At 43.7% G+C, this 18,850-nt stretch carries 20 protein-coding genes; 8 read left to right on the forward strand and 12 right to left on the reverse strand.

The annotated features are described in order from the left end of the window. The first annotated feature begins 185 nt into the window (after positions 1-185). The 3 genes from ABR335_RS14355 (at position 186) to ABR335_RS14365 (ending at position 851) form a co-directional block, all read left to right on the forward strand. Entirely contained in the window at positions 186-404 is a 219-nt protein-coding gene (locus tag ABR335_RS14355) for a DUF1659 domain-containing protein (protein ID WP_017551951.1), read from the forward strand. Positions 405-428: 24 nt separating this feature from the next. Continuing rightward, entirely contained in the window at positions 429-647 is a 219-nt protein-coding gene (locus tag ABR335_RS14360) for a DUF2922 domain-containing protein (protein WP_035182427.1), read from the forward strand. Positions 648-710: 63 nt separating this feature from the next. Continuing rightward, positions 711-851, forward strand: coding sequence for a YvrJ family protein (locus ABR335_RS14365; protein ID WP_013858438.1), 141 nt, complete (start codon positions 711-713; stop codon positions 849-851). Positions 852-1,098: 247 nt separating this feature from the next. Here ABR335_RS14365 and ABR335_RS14370 read toward each other — a convergent pair whose 3' ends face one another. Both ABR335_RS14370 and ABR335_RS14375 read right to left on the reverse strand, forming a co-directional pair. Then, the gene (locus tag ABR335_RS14370; protein WP_017551948.1) at positions 1,099-2,157 is read right to left on the reverse strand and encodes a tartrate dehydrogenase; all 1,059 of its coding nucleotides are present in this window, start codon (positions 2,155-2,157) and stop codon (positions 1,099-1,101) included. Positions 2,158-2,609: 452 nt separating this feature from the next. Further along, positions 2,610-3,827: an MFS transporter gene (locus ABR335_RS14375; protein ID WP_017551947.1), complete on the reverse strand. Its 1,218-nt coding sequence runs from the start codon at positions 3,825-3,827 to the stop codon at positions 2,610-2,612. Between the two features lie 499 nt (positions 3,828-4,326). On the opposite strand from ABR335_RS14375, the gene ABR335_RS14380 reads away from it, so the two are divergent. Together ABR335_RS14380 and ABR335_RS14385 are read left to right on the forward strand one after the other, a co-directional pair. Then, positions 4,327-5,241 carry an LCP family protein gene (locus ABR335_RS14380; protein ID WP_350346292.1) on the forward strand — a complete coding sequence of 305 codons (915 nt, stop codon included), beginning with the start codon at positions 4,327-4,329 and terminating at the stop codon, positions 5,239-5,241. Positions 5,242-6,006: 765 nt separating this feature from the next. Beyond that, entirely contained in the window at positions 6,007-6,372 is a 366-nt protein-coding gene (locus ABR335_RS14385; protein ID WP_014096071.1) for a hypothetical protein, read from the forward strand. Between the two features lie 292 nt (positions 6,373-6,664). Here the strand turns inward: ABR335_RS14385 and ABR335_RS14390 are convergent, their stop codons facing one another. Together ABR335_RS14390 and ABR335_RS14395 are read right to left on the reverse strand one after the other, a co-directional pair. After that, positions 6,665-7,846, reverse strand: coding sequence for a PLP-dependent aminotransferase family protein (locus ABR335_RS14390; protein WP_014096072.1), 1,182 nt, complete (start codon positions 7,844-7,846; stop codon positions 6,665-6,667). Between the two features lie 414 nt (positions 7,847-8,260). Further along, positions 8,261-8,971, reverse strand: a complete 711-nt coding sequence (locus ABR335_RS14395; RefSeq protein WP_014096073.1) for a FadR/GntR family transcriptional regulator — start codon at positions 8,969-8,971, stop codon at positions 8,261-8,263. Between the two features lie 216 nt (positions 8,972-9,187). Between ABR335_RS14395 and ABR335_RS14400 the strand changes: the two genes are divergently transcribed. Both ABR335_RS14400 and ABR335_RS14405 read left to right on the forward strand, forming a co-directional pair. Next, complete coding sequence (locus ABR335_RS14400) at positions 9,188-10,861, forward strand: L-lactate permease (RefSeq protein ID WP_014096074.1); 1,674 nt, start codon at positions 9,188-9,190, stop codon at positions 10,859-10,861. Positions 10,862-11,149: 288 nt separating this feature from the next. Then, a complete protein-coding gene (locus tag ABR335_RS14405) occupies positions 11,150-11,287 on the forward strand; it encodes a zinc ribbon-containing protein (protein ID WP_035190889.1) in 138 nt (45 codons plus the stop codon). A 164-nt stretch (positions 11,288-11,451) separates the two neighbouring features. Here ABR335_RS14405 and ABR335_RS14410 read toward each other — a convergent pair whose 3' ends face one another. The 3 genes from ABR335_RS14410 to ABR335_RS14420 form a co-directional block, all read right to left on the reverse strand. Further along, the gene (locus tag ABR335_RS14410) at positions 11,452-12,396 is read right to left on the reverse strand and encodes an Rpn family recombination-promoting nuclease/putative transposase (RefSeq protein WP_350346293.1); all 945 of its coding nucleotides are present in this window, start codon (positions 12,394-12,396) and stop codon (positions 11,452-11,454) included. A gap of 885 nt (positions 12,397-13,281) precedes the next feature. Further along, positions 13,282-13,755 (reverse strand): DUF5085 family protein, encoded by a 474-nt coding sequence (locus ABR335_RS14415; protein WP_035190906.1) that lies wholly within the window; start codon positions 13,753-13,755, stop codon positions 13,282-13,284. Next, complete coding sequence (locus ABR335_RS14420) at positions 13,745-14,203, reverse strand: DUF5085 family protein (protein WP_035190908.1); 459 nt, start codon at positions 14,201-14,203, stop codon at positions 13,745-13,747. The genes ABR335_RS14415 and ABR335_RS14420 overlap by 11 nt, the downstream gene beginning before the upstream one ends. 454 nt (positions 14,204-14,657) lie before the next feature. On the opposite strand from ABR335_RS14420, the gene ABR335_RS14425 reads away from it, so the two are divergent. Continuing rightward, a complete protein-coding gene (locus ABR335_RS14425) occupies positions 14,658-16,343 on the forward strand; it encodes an IS1634 family transposase (RefSeq protein ID WP_260832243.1) in 1,686 nt (561 codons plus the stop codon). 111 nt (positions 16,344-16,454) lie between these two features. On the opposite strand, the gene ABR335_RS14430 is transcribed toward ABR335_RS14425, so the two are convergent. The 5 genes from ABR335_RS14430 to ABR335_RS14450 form a co-directional block, all read right to left on the reverse strand. Continuing rightward, on the reverse strand, positions 16,455-16,913 hold the full coding sequence (locus ABR335_RS14430) for a hypothetical protein (protein WP_350346294.1): 459 nt from the start codon (positions 16,911-16,913) through the stop codon (positions 16,455-16,457). Between the two features lie 18 nt (positions 16,914-16,931). After that, positions 16,932-17,678 carry a hypothetical protein gene (locus ABR335_RS14435; RefSeq protein WP_061086500.1) on the reverse strand — a complete coding sequence of 249 codons (747 nt, stop codon included), beginning with the start codon at positions 17,676-17,678 and terminating at the stop codon, positions 16,932-16,934. A gap of 87 nt (positions 17,679-17,765) precedes the next feature. Beyond that, a complete protein-coding gene (locus ABR335_RS14440; RefSeq protein ID WP_258436656.1) occupies positions 17,766-18,068 on the reverse strand; it encodes a hypothetical protein in 303 nt (100 codons plus the stop codon). Positions 18,069-18,083: 15 nt separating this feature from the next. Further along, a complete protein-coding gene (locus ABR335_RS14445; RefSeq protein WP_350346295.1) occupies positions 18,084-18,533 on the reverse strand; it encodes a T7SS effector LXG polymorphic toxin in 450 nt (149 codons plus the stop codon). Between the two features lie 27 nt (positions 18,534-18,560). Then, on the reverse strand, positions 18,561-18,848 hold the full coding sequence (locus ABR335_RS14450) for a hypothetical protein (RefSeq protein ID WP_017551938.1): 288 nt from the start codon (positions 18,846-18,848) through the stop codon (positions 18,561-18,563). Between the last annotated feature and the right edge of the window lie 2 nt (positions 18,849-18,850).

An 18,850-nucleotide genomic window follows, 5' to 3' on the forward strand; every position in this document is an offset into this window, starting at 1 on the left:
CATTTCATTTACAAAAGTCCTGTCATATGGTTCGGCTTTGTTTAACCAAGAGGATTATTTTCTAAAACGATTGTCCTGCCTCTGTTGCACTGCCCGCCTCCTCTCCCTGTTTCTCTCTTTTCAACAAAAAAGTACCCTTTTTTCTATTCAGCCGCTATATAAGGAGTGAAAGGGGGTGAGCGGGAATGGCACAAGTCCATTTAACAAGTTCCCGCATTTCATTAATCTTTGATAACGGGGTGAATGAAAATGGAAAACCGGTAACCAAAGCGAAGTCGTTCGCCAATGTGGCTGCCTCTGCAACACCCGATGCGATCCGGCAATTTGCAGACGCATATGCTTCACTGCAGCAAAAAGCGCTTGTCCGTGTAACACGCACTGACTTGAACGATATCAGTGAGTGAAATAAAAAAAGGGGGAATGGATAGATGAAAACTTTGGAACTTCAGTTTTTAACGCAGGATAACAAAACAGTGAGGGTTGCAGTCGATGAGCCGGCAGAACCCATCGATACGGTGAAAGTGAAAAACGCCATGGCTCAGATGCTCGGCTCAGGCGTGCTGGTCAGCTCATCCGGCACGGCGCTCTCCAGCATGAAAGGTGCACGTCTTATTGAGCAAAACATTACTGAATATACACTGGCGTAATCTTTTGCCCCCGGTTCCCGTTTTCGGAACGGGGGCTCTTGATTTTACAGGGGGAGAGGAGAAATGCATGAAATGGTGTCGCTCATCAGTGAAGTCGGGTTTCCGGTCGCTGTCACCGTCTTTTTGCTGTACCGGATTGAGGCCAAGCTTGATGCGGTGATTGAATCGATCCAAAACCTGCCGGAACGGATGAAGGGGATCTGAAAGGGAGGGGCTTATGTGCAAGCCCCTCCCTTTTTCCGGATGGATCATCTCCCGGTCCGGTCGTTATTCATTTGTTTAGTCACATACCTGCAATTGCTCCATTTCCGCAAAATCCACGCTGCAAAGGATATATTTCGACGAAGGCAGCCCACCAAGCCTGCATTTCACTTCTTCACTCATCTTCCGGTAACGCTCAGCCGCGGGCTCCCGGCTCAGACCAATTATTTTTATACAGGCTTCGCTTTCTTTAAGTTTGTAAAATGCGCCGGCAAACTGCTTCTGTTACTTCTTCTGTTGTTGCCGTTCCGCCGATGTCCGGGGTTTTGATGCCTTTTTCAATCGTCCATTCGATTGCATCCATTATCGTTTCACCCATTTCTGTTTCGCCAAAATGATCGAGCATCATTTTAGCTGTCCAAATTTGGCCTATTGGGTTGGCAATGCCTTTTCCTGCAATATCCGGCGCCGAGCCGTGGACAGGTTCAAACATGGAAGGATATTTCCCGTCCAAATTGATGTTCGCGGACGGCGCAATGCCGATACTGCCCATAATCGCGCCGCCAATATCTGTTAAAATATCCCCGAATAAATTGCTCGCAACAATGACATCAAAAGTCTCCGGCTTCATCACCAGAAAAGCAGACAGCGCATCAATATGCATGCTGTTTACAGCCACATCCGGATAGCCAGCCTTTACCTGGCTGAACACCTCGTCCCAAAAAGGCATTGTGTGGAAAATGCCGTTTGATTTCGTTGCACTGGTCAGGTGTCGGCCGCGTTTTTGCGCCAGTTCAAACGCATATCGCATCGCCCGCTCTGTTCCTTTTCTTGTAAAAATTGCATTCTGGATCGCAATTTCGTCTTCACTGCGATGAATTCTGCCGCCAACCTCGCTGTACTCCCCTTCACTGTTTTCACGCACGACAATGAAATCAAAATCTTTCGGGTCCCTTAACGGGGACTGCAGCCCTTTGAAATACTTTGCAGGCCGGATATTCAGCACCTGTTCGAAGCCGCGCCGGATTTTCAGCAAAAGGCCCCAAAGCGACACATGATCCGGCACAAGCCTTGGATTGCCGACTGCCCCGAGAAAAATAGCCTCATAATCTTTTAAAATCTCAAGCCCGTTATCCGGCATCATTTTTCCCTGATCAAGATAATAATCACAGCTCCACGGGAACGCCGTGAATTCGAACCGGATTCCGCCATGCCGTTCCGCTGCCGCATGCAGCACACGGATGGCAGCCGGCACCACTTCTTTTCCAATCCCGTCGCCCGGGATCGCCGCGATATGGTATGTTTTCATTCTAATCCCCTCCGTTAAAGCGCTCCCAATTATATTCATTTTACCATAAGCATGAAAATGAAATGCTTTATCATCCCTTAAAATCAAGATTCTTATTCCGTTGCTGCCCCCGCTGCGCCAAGCGGGTAATGATAAACAACATACGATCAACATGGTGATTTTCAGAGGATGAATGAACGGCATATCGCTTTAACCTAATGTGCCAGGCCATTGTATGGGGCGGTAAAAAATAAAGGCAATGAGAAAACAGCTCATTGCCTTTTGATTGGCTAATTTGTACGCGAACAGATCGGGCACGCCCTCCGAATTTTTTTCGCTGGCGTTCGAGACACTTGTCACTGCTGTTTGATCACTGACTTTTTCAGCGAATGGCCGCGGGCACGCCGCTCATTCCTATTTGCATCAAATTTTTCCGGTTAACGGCAGCGGGCAGCAAACGGGCACTGCTGCCGCTATTCTCCCTTCGATTCTGCATTCCCCGGCACGCCTGTTTTCAACATTGGAAAAACAAAGCACAGCCCGATAATGAAAAACAACGCAGCAAGTTCGAAAACAGCCGTGATCGAAAACCATTCCTTCAATGCCCCCGCAAGGCTCATGGTCACCACCATGGAGCCAGTGAAAAGCGGGCTCAAAATGCCGTTCACCCTGCCAATAAAATCGGATTCCGTATTTTGCAGGATCAGCGTGTTAATGCCGATCTGGATGCTCGGCATGAAAAAGCCCGAAACGAGTTCGGCGGCGAGTGTCAACCAAAGCGAAGTCGAAGCACCGATTACCGCAAGCCCAATGGCATTTGCAAGCATACCGGTGAACAGCATTTTTTGCGGTGAAGCAGATTTTGAAAAGGCCATGGAAAAAGCCCCGCCTGTAATCATCCCAATGCCATTCACCATCACAAGCCATTGCAGGTTCTCTTTCGGCAGGCCGAGACGGTCCGTTACGAGAAAAATATTCATCGGTTGGATAAAACCGACGCCAAGCCCTGCCGCCAGAAAACCAAGTCCCAGCAGCCGCAATTCCTTTTTAGACAAAACATAGCGAATCCCGCTCTTCATTTCCTGGAAAATATTCGACACTTTTTCCTTCTTTTTCATGGCCTGGTCTTTCGGGATAAATGACAAACTCGCGGCGGAAAACAGGAAAGCGAGACCGGTTATCAAAATAGAATAATCGATTCCAAACCTTTCATAGGCAAACGTGCCGACCACCGGGCCAAGAATCATAAAAACAGCAAAAATGGTCTGGTAAACGGCCATTGCCTGCTGGATCAGGCGTTCCTCAAGATGCATTTTAAACAGTTTCATCCCGGACGGTTGCGAAAACTGCGACAAAATCGAGGAAATCAGTGTTGCAAAAAAGACGGACTGCCACGAGCCAAAAACAAGCGCGCCGATGACGCCAAAAATGGACACGGCACTCAGCAAATCACACCAAACCATTGTTTTCTTCGGCTGCCAGCGGTCCGCAAATGTCCCGCCGATAAAGCTAAAAATGAAAATGGGCAGGAACTCCGCCACTGAAATCATGGAAACGGCAAACGGGTCGCCGTTTGTTTTTTCTGTCACAAACAACAGGACGGCAAAATTCCGCACCCAAATGCCCACCTGCAAAAACAACGCGGATACAAATACCATCCGGACAAACCGATTTCTCAAAAGCTCTCCCACAAGCGCCCCCCTCTGGTCAAATCTGTCTCATATCGTGCCATTATCATACCGAAATTGAAAGCCTTAAGCAATACAGAAGCACCCGTGTAAAACAGAGTGCGAAAAAATGCATGCAAACTTGGGAAACGGAAGCCCGCAGGCAAAAGGTGAAAAAAATCGGCGCATTTGGCCGCGTGCTCCTTTTTTCCTTCGTCCAGTCCCTTCTCATGCCTGCACTCAAAACAGACATCTATTCTGCTTCGCCCGGGCCTGGCATTTTCATGTCTCCATACGTGCCTCTCCTCTTTTTCGTTCCCTCACGCGTCCCAATCCAAACCGTTTTTCTTGCGGCCATTTTCGCTACATTTCATTCACGCCCAATTCCTCTTCTTTTCCCCATAAATAACAAGAGAAAGGCCGGACCATTGCATAAACGAAAAATCCCCGTTAACAATTTGGAAAAACCATGATATGATAGCGATTAGATTAAATAAAAAATTCAAAGAAAAGGGTCGAAAAAATGAAGAAGAAAATATTCATCACACTCGGGATTCTCTTAGCGATCATCGTGATCGGGGGCGGAGGGTTCGCCTATTACGTCTACCATTCTGTCCAAAATGCCGCAGATAAAATGTATGACAGCAAATCCGTGAAACCATCCGAGAAGAATACAGAAAAAATTAAAAGCGAAAAACCCATCTCCATTCTTTTACTCGGTGTGGATGAACGGGCCGGAGATGTAGGAAGATCCGATACGGTCATTATTCTTACCCTGAACCCGCAAAAAAAAGCCATGCAGATGATTTCCATTCCGCGTGATACGAGGACAGAAATCGTGGGCAAGGGGACATTGAATAAGATAAATGCGGCTTACGCTTATGGCGGGCCAAAAATGGCACTGGATACAGTAAACAAATTTGCCGATTTAAATCTTGACCAGTACATACGCATAAACATGGAAGGACTGGCTGACCTTGTTGACGCTGTCGGCGGTGTAACCGTCTACAATAAAATCAGCTGGCATGACGAAGGGTATTATAAAAAAGGCTACTATTATGCCAAAGGGAACATTACATTGGATACCGGCAAAAAAGCGCTCGGTTATGTAAGAATGCGCCACCTTGATCCTCAAGGTGACTTTGGCCGTAACCAGCGCCAGCGTGACGTCATTATGGCCGTCATTAACAAAGCGGCGACCATCCAGTCTTTCTCGCGTTATCAGGAAATCCTGGCTGCGATCCAGAACAATGTCAAAACAAACCTGACACTTGATGATATGAAAAACATTGCGATGAACTACCGCGACTGCCGCCAAAATACGACAGACTATGAAGTTAAAGGCAACAGTACAACCATTGACGGCATTTACTATCTTAATGTTAGCCAGGCAGAACGCGACAAGGTCCACAACATGGTGACCAATATGGAACAATAAAGACAGGCAGGCCCCGTTGTCCGGAGCCTGCCCTTTTCAATTTTTATTTTTGCTTTTCCTGCGGTTTTACCGGAGATCTTTCCGGCTCTATGTCTTTGTTATGATGCTGTTTTTCCTGTTGTTCCGGCGAGTCGCCTTTTTTGTCCTTGTTGTAATCCATTTGGTGCCCTCCTCCCGGTTGGATTAATGTTCCTTAGCATCACTGCTTGTCTATTGTAAAAATACCCGGTAACTGCATATGCTAAACAAAGGGGAGAGGCTGCCCGCTTTGGCGGAACAAAAAATGTCTATTCGGACAAGCGAAGGCAATGGATCCCTATAGCTGCAACGGATAACCAGGGGCTTAGATGGAAGGTGATCCGGCCACCGCTTTTGCTCTTTTACCGGCTTTCCATTCAAACGGGAGCAAAGGCAATATAACCTGTTACCTGCCGCAGATCGTTGCCGGCACTTGCCCCCCGGCCGAAGCGAAGGCAACCTGCTTTTACAAAAGCAGCCGCGGAAAACGGAACGCTCAAAACAGCCTGAACAAAACCCATATTACAAAAGCCCATACCGGAATGGACAAGCCAATGCCAATCAGACAGCCTTTCGCAAAATCTCCGTCTTTTCCATTCATCTCTTCATTTTCCTTTTTAAGTAATAGGATGCATTCGCCTCGTTGGCGAATAGGGTGAACATTATTATAACAACCCATCCCCTTAAAACCAAGTAAGCATTGACAGGAACGTACGTTTGTTTATATAATGGGGACAGGTGATCCGTATGCCGCAAATCTTAACCGAGGAAGAAGAAAAGCTGATCGAGGCATTTATCCTCCTGCCGCTTGCCAAAAGGACGCTGGAACGGGACCAGAGAGCGATCCGGGCAAGCCTGTTAAAATTTAAAGAGCCTTATCTTTTTGCAACGGACCAAATGCTCTTGCAAATTTCATCCTGCCTCGCTCAAGTCAAACGGGAAGCCGGCAGAAAAAAGATGCGCTTTTACAAACGGAACGACCTTTCCTATACCGTGTTTGTGCGCGGCTGGCGGTTTGAAAAGAATTACCACCCGCAAATAGCAGCGGAGTGGGTAAAAAACCGAATCACCGGTTTCTTCCTCCCGTTGCGCCTGCCTTTTGAAGACCGGTAAGGAGCTTGCGAAACTCAGCAGCTTCGAGGAACGCCTTCCGGACCGTAAAGGGCGCCAAAACGCCTATTCATGAAACATTCCAGGGATACATGGGATTGAATACCGCTGATGAAACATTCCGGCATACACGGGATATTGAAGACCGCCGGGTGATAAGGAGACGCCGCTCTCTTTTTAAAGAGCGTGAAAAAAAAATCCCAATATACGAATGACAAACAGCCAGGTAAGCCCGGAAAACGCGGGATCCCGGAACTTTTACATGCCCGGAAATCCCTTTAGCAGATCCTCCCCGTTAAGCGCTTGTTTTCTTCCACTTTTTAAAACTTTCTTCCAGACGGGAAAACCCTTTTTTCATTTCCTCATCACTGCAGTAGGCGAAACAAAGGCGGATTTTTGTGTTTAGCCCGCGCTCAAGCGTAAAGGCATCACCCGGCACAAACACGGCGCCGTCCTGTGCCGCTATTTTCATCCATTCTGTTACACCGCCTTTTTTGACATCGATCCAGTAAAACAGCCCGCCGGCCGGTTCAGCTCCTTCCCATTGCTCCGTCTCGTGCATATGCTGTAAAAACCGTTTTGTCCAGTCTTTCCGTTTTTCATAAAAGTGTTTTTGTTTTGCAAGAATCTGCGGCCAGTTTTCGGAAGAAATGAGTTTTCCCGCCAGCATCTGGTTCATGGGCGATGTGCAGGCGTCTGTTACCTGCTTAAACTGTTCAAGTTTTTTCAGAAAGGCTGGGTGCGCGAGAATAAAGCCGGTCCGCATCGCCGGCGCCATAACTTTTGAAAAACTGTACAGGTATATGGTTCTTTCTTTTAAGGGATCGAGTTCGAACAAGGAAGGAGGGCGGCCGTGAAACAGCAGATCACGGTACGGATCATCTTCTATAATGATAAAATCATACTGGTAAGCAAGTTCAATGAGTTTTTTCCGTTTTTCGAGAGAGGTGGTGACGCCGGTTGGGTTTTGAGCATTTGGAATAATGTAAAGCGCTTTCAATCTTCTTGTTTGCAATGTTTTTTCAAGAAAATCGACATCCAAACCGTCTTGTTCAAGCGGAATGCCGACCGCCTTGAGCCGGTACTGGTGCACCGCCGAAAAGGCAATGGAATACGTGTACATTTCCATTGCAAAACCGTCCCCTTCATCCAGCAGCATTCTGCAGACAAGGTCAACCCCCTGCGTATTGCCGTTTGTCGCCATGATATAGCTTTCCGGAATATTTTCCGTTTTAGAGATAACATCCACATACGGCCCAAACCCTTTTGCACTGCAATACTCATACAGGCGTGCCGGGTCTGCCTCAAAGATTTCATTCATGATGCGCTGCAGTTCTTTTTTCGGGATCATGCCGCCATTTGGCATGCCGACGCTGAAAAATACCGGATCCCGGACAGCCGGCTCGATGCTGTCCATATACACATCAATCGCATTTTCTTTAATCTTGCCGCTCAACGCTGAAAACATTTGCTTCATCGCCGCCGCACCCCGCTTTCCATTTGCTGAAAAATTGCCTATACCCTATGTATATGGGGAAGCGCGGAGGAAAGTGACACAAAAAATAAAGCATGAAATCGGACAAGAAGACAAGGTAGCAATAGTATATCCAGGCCGCATGCCCTTGTCATCCACCCGGAACATCAGCCGAGAAATTCACACCACCTCATGTTTCCAGCTGTTGTGCTTCGGTATTATCCTGTCATCGAAAGCCCGAAGTCGTACGAATCGGCGCAATACAAAAGCCTGTTCTGCTTGAAAAATCTTTCAAAGCGGAACAGGCTTTAAATTTCCTCTCATTCTCAGGTGCCAATATCAAGGGAGCCGGACTACCCCAAAACAGATCCCCTGCTGAAGATAAGGGCCGGATTTGCGTTCATGAAAACAGATTGGTTAACGCAGAAAATCCTTTAGACTGTTTTCCACAAACTGCAAATGGTCGATCATGGCCTTGCGCGCTTTTTCGCTGTCCTTTTCTTCGATGGCTACCCTGATTCTTTCATGTTGCTCATACAAGGCGCCCAATGTGGAAGGATCAGAAAAAAGAAGCATTCTGCGCGTTTCTTTCATTGCATCCTCCATCGTCTCGGCAACCTGGTTCATCAGCCCGGCAAGAATCGGATTTTGTACAGCCTGGACAATGGCAAGATGGAAGGCAAGATCTGCTTTTTCACCGAGTTCTTCGTTCCCCGTCGCCCGCTTCATATCTGCGAGCGCCTGCCTTATCCTTTCCAGATCAGCTTCGGTCCGTTTGACAGCGGCCGTGGCGGCTGCTCCGGCTTCGAGAATCTTCCGGACTTCAAGCAGATTTGCCACATCTTCCTGATTCATCAGGACTGCCTGCGAAATGGGATACGAAATCCCGCTCGCATCAAAGTTACGGACAAATGTTCCCTCTCCCTGTTTTAGCTCAATATAGCCGAGCGCCCTTAGTGACGTTAACGCTTCTCTTATAGCCGATCTCCCCACGGAAAACTTTTCTGCCAAAAGTGGCACCGGATCAAGCTTATCCCCGGGCTTAAGCTCCCCGTTTTGGATCATCTCTATCAATTCATTTGCCACTTGTTCATAAATTTTTGCAGGTTTAATTTTTTTATATTTCATGTTTTCTCCTCTTATCCCTTTTCTATATTTTATGAATAACAGCAATCCGGAAAAATAGCAAACAAAAATTTTAAAAAAAGAGTTGTTTTTTCTTTTTATTATACTTATACTTTTTAACGTGTAAACCTTATCATCTGATGACTATTTCATCTAATGACCTTAAAAATTGCAATTGGGATGGATTGGAGAAAATTTTTCAAAAAGGAGTGGAGATTGTTGGAGTACGTACAAAATTTTATTCCGCTTAAGGGGCATTTGTTTTTATCCGCACTGATTGCTGCCTTTCCGATTCTGTTTTTCTTCTGGGCACTCGCCATTAAAAAAATGGCGGCACATCTTGCAAGCCTTGCCACGCTGGTGATTGCGCTGCTGATTTCTGTAATCGTTTACAGAATGCCGGCCGTACTGCCGGTTATGTCAGCTACCCAGGGGATTGTGTATGGGATTCTACCGATTGCCTGGATCATTATCAATTCTGTGTTTTTATATAAATTGACGGTCAAAACCGGCCAGTTTGATGTGATCCGCAACTCGGTCGTATCGATCACGGAAGACAGGAGATTGCAAGCTTTATTGATTGCGTTTTCATTTGGCGCTTTTTTGGAAGGTTGTGCCGGGTTTGGCGCGCCGGTTGCGATTACCGCTGCCCTGCTTGTCGGGCTCGGATTCAATCCGCTTTATGCAGCCGGCATCTGCTTATTGGCCAACACTGCACCGGTAGCATTTGGCGCAATCGGGTCCCCTGTAATTGCGATGGCAGGGCCGACCGGTGTTTCTGCACTGGAAATTTCAAAAATGATCGGGCGACAATTGCCGCTTATTTCCATGTTCATTCCGCTTTATCTCATCATTGTCATGGCGGGCTTTAAAAAAGCAATGGAAGTGCTGCCGGCGCTTATTGTATCAGGCTTGTCCTTTGCCTTGACGCAGTTCTTTGCTTCCAATTTTCTGGGGCCGGAACTGCCGGACGTTTTATCAGCACTCGTATCTTTGGTTGTCCTTGCCGTCTTCCTAAAATTTTGGAAGCCGAAAAACATATTCTATTTTGAGCATGAAGAGGCTGCCGCCGCGCTCGAAACGCCGCCTGTTTCCAATACAGGCGGGCAAATTGCGAAAGCATGGTCGCCATTTATTGTCCTGACGGTTTTGATCACCATCTGGGGCATCCCGCAGATCAAACTTGCGCTCACCGGGCAGTATGCCGGAGCGAACCCGGTTTTAAAGGCTCTAAACCCGATCGGCGGAGCGGCTTCGTTCAGCGGGAATGTGCCATTTTTAAACAATCATATTATCAATGGCTCGCACACCCCGATTGCGGCCATGTATAAGCTGGATCTGCTTGGCACTGCAGGCACAGCGATTTTTATCGCAGCCATTGTCACGAAGTTTCTTTTAAAAATTACATGGAAAGCCTGGTTTGCCGCATTCTTTGAAACGTTAAAAGAATTGAAGTTTCCGATTCTTACCATTTTGTTCATTGTCGGCTTTGCGTATGTCATGAATGCTTCCGGCATGATTACTACATTGGCATTGGCGCTCGCCAAAACAGCCGCTTTGTTCCCGTTTTTCTCGCCGGTACTTGGCTGGCTCGGCGTTTTCATTACCGGATCGGACACCTCGTCCAATGTTTTGTTTGGCACGCTTCAGCAAGTTTCAGCTCAGTCTGTCGGCATGAACCCGCTGCTTGCCATTGCGGCCAATTCATCCGGGGGTGTCACGGGAAAAATGATTTCTCCGCAGTCGATTGCCGTTGCCTGCGCTGCAACCGGGCTGATTGGCAGGGAAGCACAACTGCTGAGATTCACAGTCAAGCACAGTATGTTTTTGCTTTTCATCATTTGTCTGCTCACCTTCCTGCAATCCAACATCCTTTCCTGGATGGTGCCTTAATCAGAAACCCCGCTGCGGACATTTCGCGGCGGGGTGTTTTGTGTTCGATCACAGGATTCCGGGCAGGTAATTGAAGGTGCTTCCCCAATGTTAGATAGCCAGATTTTATGTTCGATTGCAGGATTCCGGCAGCCAGTGGGAGCATGACTCGGTGGAAAACCCGTGGCGGGACATTTTGATGAAGCTCTGTAGCGAACGGGCGGTTTTGCACGCGTATGGCAGCCGATGTTTAAAAACTTTTTCGCACGGGTATTCAAATGACAACACGAAACGAAAGGAGCATGGCCGATGCCACATACAGGTGAAACACCGGGAAAAGGCGAGTATAAATGCAAAAACTGCGGGGAACAGATTACGCTGGATGAAGATAAGGACAGGCTCCCTCCATGCCCGAACTGCCACGAAACGGAGTATACGAAAGCGTGAGAAAAACGTCATCCTATTGGATGGCGTTTTTCTTTATTTAGATATAAGTGAAATTAGAAATTTACATCTTTACGGACAGTCGGTTCATGTTCGTTTCCTTTCTTGTCTTAGTCCATCCGCATACGTTTCATCATGCCGTCCTTCTGTTTCAAAGCCATCAGCCCTTACTCCTTTTCCAACTTCTCCTTTATTTCAAGGACCTTTTTTTCGGAAAGGCCTGTTGCCTTTTTGATAAAATCGAGTGGTATCCCAAGTTTAATAAGGTTTCGGGTAATTTCAATTTTTTCTTCTTGTCTTCCTTCTCGTTTACCTTCTTCTCTCCCTTCTTCTCTTCCTTCTTTTCTTGCTTCTTGTTTTAGTTCATCTTCATACGTTATCATCGTGCCGCCCTCCCAATTTTTGATTTCCTGGTTAAACTCCTGTTGGTATTGACTTTCGAGTTTTATCATGTGGTCCATGAAAATGAAAAGTGTCAGTAAATCCTTTTTATCGAGCTGCAAGCGATCTTTCATAACAGCTAAAACCCGGAGCAACTGCTTTTTCAATTCTAATTTGGTTGGCTGTGCAGCTGTTTTTCCATACAGGGCTTTTTTTGCCGCAAGGATTACAAAAGCAAATGGATTAGTCGATTGCAACAATTCATTTTCATCTTGTTCCGCTATTTTATATACATTGTATTCATAACTCAATTTTGTCCCGAAAAAGTTGTATTCATAACGGGGTGGGGTATACGTTTCGGAGTAATCTTCGGTGTAAATCACAAGTGCAAATATCTTTTTATCATACGCGTCAAAAATCCGGTAGAAGTATTGAAACATTCTTTCCGCAAAACCAGTATCTTTCCACCCCTGCACTTCGATATGGACAAGTATCCACTGTTCGCTACCATTTTTCAAATACACTTTAAAAAGCCCGTCTGCTTCCCGGTCACGGCTTTTGCCGTCCGGATTCAGCTTTTGGAACTCCTTATCCAGGTCGTCAGGTGGCTTGTCCCAATCAATCATCTCATACAAGCCTGGTGAAAAAAACGCAACAAAATCTTCAAACAGCGAATGAATGACCCGCTTCCAATGACGGTCATATTCATTGCGCCCAGTCCGCTTATCCATCCCATTCCCCCTTTTCAAGTGTTAAAACTATTCCGTTTTTATTATACAACATTTTTAAAAAGGAGGGAACACCAATTCGATAAAAATTTTGGTTATCTGATACTTTCGGTTCTACTGCATGTAGCGCACTCTCATCCACAACCCCTGTTTTTGATGAGGGAATGATAATGCCCTCTAACGAATCAGGGTCGGATGGGTAATAAAGCAGTTCAAGATTATGTCCCTTCTATTGCCATTCTACACTCAGCCTCTTTATGAAAAATGATTTTCCCGTCCATGGGCCGCCTTTTAAAATAAAGACGCGTTCCAATCCTTGCAAATTCGATTCAAAAAAGTGAGTAAACCCTTTACCGGTATAACCGATGACAAAATAATACAGACATCTCCTGCCACTCCCCTGCTTGGATTGGATTAACAGTTCTCCACACTAAGCCTGTGCGATCAAGCATTCATTGAAGAAAATTCACAAATGAATGCTTGATCGATTAAGTTTATAAAAAAAATAAAAAAGTCTGCACCGAAGTCAGTTTGTCACTTCCGGGCAGACCTTTTTTCAATTGATAAGGTTGTTTTTGCAGCAAACCTCTGCATGATTCATATATAACCGGTTATTTTTTTCCGCTCAATTCGACAAGAATTTTCTATTCGGCTCGTGTTGCACTCCTCGCTTAAATTATTTAAATCACTTTACAAAATTCTTGCTATACCAGGAACAGTTGAAAAATGCGATTGTCGATTGATTCAAAGAGGCGAGGAAAAAAGTGCTACCAAGGATTGGCGCGTTGTTTGGATTGATTTGGAATAACGCAGATCAGGAAAGCAAAGCATGATGCTGGATACGCTTGAGCAAGGACTGAAGCAGGTATAAAGTGAAGGAGCGGGCGTTCACCGCTCCTGTTTTAAATCATCCGCCTCATCATCCTCAAACACCTTTATTTTAATCTCCACCCACTGCATTTCATCATCCCCGCGTAAAATATGGAATATTGGCGAGGAAATTTTATAACCATTCTCCATGACGTGCCGGAACAATTCATCATAAGCTTTTTCTGTATTGGCTTCAAACTGCCCTTTTACCCGCGTCATCAGCATTTGATCGATATAAAAATAACTTTGGAATGTAAGGTCTGTATCTTTCGGAACATTGGACTGCTCAACCGGCATATAGATGTCAATCAACATCCTTTCATCAAACGGAATGTTATACAGCGCATAAAACAGCGGTCCTTTCACGGTAAGGTGCGCATCTGTAAGCTTTTCATTAAAATCTTCCAATGCCATTTCGAACTGGCTGACATGGATATCATATGTAGACATGACTACATTCCGATACTCAATCGTTTCATATTCAACGACCATCGGATGGCACTTCCTTTACCCTGGCATAAATATCCATCATCACATCATCAAACACATCAAGACACACGTGGTAAAACGGCTCCTTGATTTCCAGCCCGTTCCGCACCGCATAACCCCTTAACAGCATGTACGCATCCTCAATCTCATCCACTTCCGGACAGCGTACATAGATCGCCGGCATAATCTCCATGTAATCAAGCTGCTTGTAAAATGCATCTTCAGGGACTTCCACCTGCCCGTTCAGGCCGATATAATACGTATACTTTCCAAAAGACGGCTCATTTTCCATTTCTTCTATCGTAAAAATCACCGGGCTTGTGTAATAAATATCTTCATTAACAAGGTTCATGCGCAGGCTCAAAGCTGGCACATACCACTCATCGTGCGGGATCACTTCTTCCACGCAGATAACATTTTGAATAACGAGTGATGATTCACGGACGATCATGTAAGTAACATCTCCTTCTCTCCAGATTATCTTTTTTTCTTCATTTTGCGTTTTTATTACGTTCTAAATCACTCTTTATATATTCAGGAAACCGCCAGATTAAGTAAACTGTAGTCTCGTAGTCCCATAATCCAATTAAGATACCAATATAAGTAACTGTTGATATGATTATTCCAAACAGGAGTTCACCGTCCCCCAATAATCCGGTATCTAATATTAATCCAACTATAACGACAAGTAATAGTAAAGACCCAATTTTGTACCAGTCTCTATGGCTTTTCTTTGAATTTTTCTCTTTAGGAGTTCTTATTTTTAACTCCTTTATTATTCTGATTAGGTTTATAACGCATATTCCGCACGTAAATTTTTCCATTTTATGATTTTTTTAAAGGAATTTTCTCCTTCTTTGTAGAATTGAATGATTATCTAATTACGGGAAGATGAGGAAATTTTTATGTCAGATCAAATTTTAACCTTACATGTGGGGCCGTCTCAACTTTTATCTAAACTGTGTGATGAAATAGAACTCGAAAAGACCATTAATGATTTAGTCAAATGGGATTCTGTCCGTTGTCATGTCTCACCCGGAACAAGGATTAAAGCCCTTGTCTTAAACATTTTATGCAGTGGCAAGCCCCTTTATAAGGTTCATGAATTCTATCAAAACCTAGATTCTGAGATGCTTTTCGATACATCGGTTTCACCCGATCAATTAAATGATGATGCATTAGGAAGAGCATTAGATTACTTGTATGAAGCCGAAGCATGGAAAGTCTATTCCACCATTGCATTAAAAGCACTAAAAAAATTGAATCTTCCTATTGGTGTACTGCATAACGATACAACCTCAATTTCTGTTTACGGAGAATATAAGCAACCGAAGGAAGATGGACTGCAAATTACGTACGGGTATAGTAAGGCCCATAGGCCTGACTTAAAACAAATCGTTCTGGGGATGGGGGTCACACCTGAACGAATTCCTATCCTTGCAAAAGTAGAAAATGGGAATACTTCGGATAAATCTTGGAATGTGGAATTCATTCAAAAGATGAGAAAAATCCTTTCCCATGAAGATTGGAAAAATCTCATTTATCAAGCCGATTCTGCATTAATCACAACGGAAAATCTAGCGGAAATTCAACAACAAAATTTATCGTTTATTTCCCGTTTACCTGATACATTCGGTTTAAGCACAGAACTAAAGAAAGAGGCATGGTTGCTCAATAACTGGGAAAGGGTAGGCTCACTTAGCAATAAAAAAGACGCAGCTATTTACCAAATTCAAGCTTTTGAAAGACAAATTCAAAACCTTCCTTACCGGTTTCTTGTTGTCCACTCAAACAATTTAGATCAACGAAAAGAGAAAACCCTAAATCGGGCGATCGAAAAGGAAGAAATACAATTAAAAAAAGAGATAGAAAAACTGAGTAAAGTTATCTTTCATTGTAAAGAGGACGCACTAGAAGCAATTCAATCTTTTAAGAAAAAACAAAAGGCTTCATATTTCTGTTATAAACTAAACGTCCAGATGAGTGATCAACCTATCAAACGAAAAAAGAGAGGAAGACCTAAAAAGGACGAACAGACAAAACAAGAACAAATCTATCAAATACAACTGGAATCGTTTGAAAAAGATCATGATTTTATCGAAAATAAGAAAAAAATGCTCAGCACTTTTGTTTTAATCACAAATAAATTAGATGAGGAGACACTATCCAATCAAGAAGTTTTGAGGGTTTATAAAGGACAGTCGGCCGCTGAGACCCGTTTCCGATTAATCAAAGATTCACAAATGATTGATGCCATTTACTTAAAAACCCCGGAAAGGGTTGAGGCCTTAGGTATTGTGTATGTGATGGCTTTATTAATCTATGGAATTTTAGAATATCGAGTTAGAAAAGAACTGAAAGAAAAGAACCTATCTCTAATCTTGAAAGGAAAAAGGAAACTCTATCAACCCACAGGCCAAGCATTGTTAGAGCAATTAGAAGATATTACCGTGATCCTTATAAATCAAAATCAACAAAAAATAAGGCTCTTACCCGATAATATTGATTCACAAGCCAAAAAAATCATTGAATTATGCGGGTATGATGTATCAATATACGTGTCAAAAAATGTCGAAAACAAAGGAGAATAACACACAATAGGAGGAATTCATGAAAAGAATGTCGAATTGAAAAGAATTTTATCGAAAATTCCTCAAAAATAAGAAGATATCATCCCACCAAGCCATTTAAATATAGTTCATTCAAAAATTAGAATGAACTATATTTAAGACGTGCGAAATGTGGGTTATAATATGAAACAAAAAACCTAATACAATAATAAGAAAAATAAAAGGACCATAAATACCATAGACACCAGCATCTTTAAAAAACATAGCCATCCCTAAGAATGGTTCTAAACTTAATTTGAACAAATAAAAAGTAATTGCCAGACTAACAATTTTTAAATTAAAAATACTCTCAACTCTGCAAAATAGAATAATGGCGATTTGAACAAGAAACAAAACCGCCTCAATATAAAATATGTTATGCCAAAATCCTGATAGATTTTTCCATCCAATTGTGTCGGCATGGGCAACCCAAAATGATAATCCCACAAAAAAACCAGATACGAAAAATGCGGGAATTAAATGGTATCTCATCTCATTAAAATTCATTCTACCATGAATAATTTCATTTTTTACCAATTCAAAATGTTCCATTATTAACCCCCTTAATTTTTATTTAAACCATCTCGCTACACTGCCTCCTATACTTTTGCTGACTTTTTCAATCGAATCTACTCCTTTGTTTATAACCTCTTTACTTCGATCAGCTATATTCTTGGATGGACTCCCCCACTTATGATTTATCAAGTAACTAACCATTGTCCCAACTCCAAATCCAACTACCGTGCCAATCGGAGGAAAGAATGCGGAACCAATTGCTGTACCTGCCGCAGTAGCTGCCGTGCCAAAAGCACCGTCTACAACAGTTCCAACTACAACTTTTTGCGTGTCACCCTTATACTTTTTGTAATTATCCGCAGCTATAAGTCCGTAACCTAGCGGGCCTAGTGCTTTTCCGGCTACTTTTGCCCCTTTTCCCAATGTATTCAGGCCTTTAAAACTTTCTTTTATTTCTTCTGTCAAATTTTTGTATGCAACTTTTGGTTTTTTCCACTCTGGGAGAGATCTGACAGTTTTTTTAATTGCTTTATATTTTTTTCCAGCAAATTCGTCTACAAATGTTGTTGATATTTTCACAGCTTTTTTAATTGGAGATAGTTTCTTCATCTCTCTAAATTTATCTATTCCATAAAGGTTTTCAAATTCTTTCTTCATTGCAAGTTTCCCACGTTCTCTGCCAAACGTTTCAATAGACTCAAGTAAATGATTAAAATTTTCTTTTGAAAGTGCCTTCCCTTTGTATTTAGCCAGATGATTTAAAAGAGCTTTTCCATTTATTTTATAGATTGTATTATTCATATAATTATTAAATGTTCGATACTCTCCCTTTGTAAAATTATAAAAAAGATCACTTTTAAATGCTTTGCGCCTCCCCTTATCCAGTTTCTAATAAATATAGAACTGGATAGCAGCAGTCAACAGGGTGTTAGACTTATTAATGTATTTATAAGTACGTTGCATTGCTTTAAAGCCATTGCTCATTAAAATAAATATTGCTAATTTATCGACAAACGCTTGTTGTTCATGTAGTGACGAATCATTATCATTCAAACGCTCAGCTGGTCCGCCCCCAACCAAACTCCTTTCTCCTGCTTCCATCACTTTCTTCATTACCCTGTCCACGTCGCGGCGGCTTTCTTCGACGATTTGCAGGGCTTTGCGGTCAAAGGCGTGGAGTTTTTCATTCACTTCATTCGCAAATTTTTATGATGCTTCAGCGCTTTCTATGAAATGGTCCAAGTCCGGTGCCGGAATGGATACGATATCCAAAATGCTGTGCAAAACTTGTGCGCCTTCATGGTGGATGTCCATCATTTGTTTTTTCAATATGCGCGTTTTTTGATTAAGGTCATGCATATAATCAGCGTGCAGTACCGCGCCTGGCGAATCATCCACTGTACCCTCAAATTCGGAAATGATTTGGTTGTACCGGTGCTGAACTTGCCGGGCAGCTGTCACCAGTGCTTCAATCATTTCACCGTGGGTAGTGTGAAAATAAGGTTTTGCTGAATCTGCCGCTTTCCCTTTAAAAGATTGCAGCCTACTGATCGCGTTTGTTTTTTGCCTTACAGTTTCCAGCCTTGCCGCCATTTCTTTTGTGCTCCGGTCGATTTCTTTTTGCAGATGCAGCAGTTCTTCAAATTCAACTTTCATGGTGCAACATTCAACCCTTTCCCCTCTTTAATTCTCAAGCCTGTGAAAAGACTGGCCGATGTGATCATCCTGCTGTACCATCTCATTCCCTAATTGTTCCAGTTTCCGCAAGTCCGCATCGAGAAGCGCGCTGTACAGTTTCAACGTGTTCTGCAGTTTCCCCACTATTTCAAGCTGTTCTCTCATGCTTTTTAAATCCGGCGGCTGCTGCAGTGTTATTTTTACCGGCTTAATGCCTTCAAGCGTAGACCTGGTATTGTCCGCTTGGCTGAGCACTGCACGGAAGACGGTTTGATTGATCGCAATTTCTCCCATCA

The organism is Heyndrickxia faecalis (assembly GCF_040267745.1).
Taxonomy (GTDB): domain Bacteria; phylum Bacillota; class Bacilli; order Bacillales; family Bacillaceae_C; genus Weizmannia; species Weizmannia faecalis.

Excerpts from the sequence above, each read along its gene's own strand:
- ABR335_RS14445 (WP_350346295.1), bottom strand. The coding sequence starts at position 18,533 with ATGAAAGTTGAATTTGAAGAACTGCTGCATCTGCAAAAAGAAATCGAC.
- ABR335_RS14425 (WP_260832243.1), top strand. The coding sequence starts at position 14,658 with ATGTCAGATCAAATTTTAACCTTACATGTGGGGCCGTCTCAACTTTTA.
- ABR335_RS14410 (WP_350346293.1), bottom strand. The coding sequence starts at position 12,396 with ATGGATAAGCGGACTGGGCGCAATGAATATGACCGTCATTGGAAGCGG.
- ABR335_RS14435 (WP_061086500.1), bottom strand. The coding sequence starts at position 17,678 with ATGAATAATACAATCTATAAAATAAATGGAAAAGCTCTTTTAAATCAT.
- ABR335_RS14430 (WP_350346294.1), bottom strand. The coding sequence starts at position 16,913 with ATGGAACATTTTGAATTGGTAAAAAATGAAATTATTCATGGTAGAATG.
- ABR335_RS14415 (WP_035190906.1), bottom strand. The coding sequence starts at position 13,755 with ATGGTCGTTGAATATGAAACGATTGAGTATCGGAATGTAGTCATGTCT.
- ABR335_RS14395 (WP_014096073.1), bottom strand. The coding sequence starts at position 8,971 with ATGAAATATAAAAAAATTAAACCTGCAAAAATTTATGAACAAGTGGCA.
- ABR335_RS14385 (WP_014096071.1), top strand. The coding sequence starts at position 6,007 with ATGCCGCAAATCTTAACCGAGGAAGAAGAAAAGCTGATCGAGGCATTT.
- ABR335_RS14380 (WP_350346292.1), top strand. The coding sequence starts at position 4,327 with ATGAAGAAGAAAATATTCATCACACTCGGGATTCTCTTAGCGATCATC.
- ABR335_RS14370 (WP_017551948.1), bottom strand. The coding sequence starts at position 2,157 with ATGAAAACATACCATATCGCGGCGATCCCGGGCGACGGGATTGGAAAA.
- ABR335_RS14450 (WP_017551938.1), bottom strand. The coding sequence starts at position 18,848 with ATGGGAGAAATTGCGATCAATCAAACCGTCTTCCGTGCAGTGCTCAGC.
- ABR335_RS14390 (WP_014096072.1), bottom strand. The coding sequence starts at position 7,846 with ATGAAGCAAATGTTTTCAGCGTTGAGCGGCAAGATTAAAGAAAATGCG.
- ABR335_RS14405 (WP_035190889.1), top strand. The coding sequence starts at position 11,150 with ATGCCACATACAGGTGAAACACCGGGAAAAGGCGAGTATAAATGCAAA.
- ABR335_RS14420 (WP_035190908.1), bottom strand. The coding sequence starts at position 14,203 with ATGATCGTCCGTGAATCATCACTCGTTATTCAAAATGTTATCTGCGTG.
- ABR335_RS14365 (WP_013858438.1), top strand. The coding sequence starts at position 711 with ATGCATGAAATGGTGTCGCTCATCAGTGAAGTCGGGTTTCCGGTCGCT.
- ABR335_RS14360 (WP_035182427.1), top strand. The coding sequence starts at position 429 with ATGAAAACTTTGGAACTTCAGTTTTTAACGCAGGATAACAAAACAGTG.
- ABR335_RS14355 (WP_017551951.1), top strand. The coding sequence starts at position 186 with ATGGCACAAGTCCATTTAACAAGTTCCCGCATTTCATTAATCTTTGAT.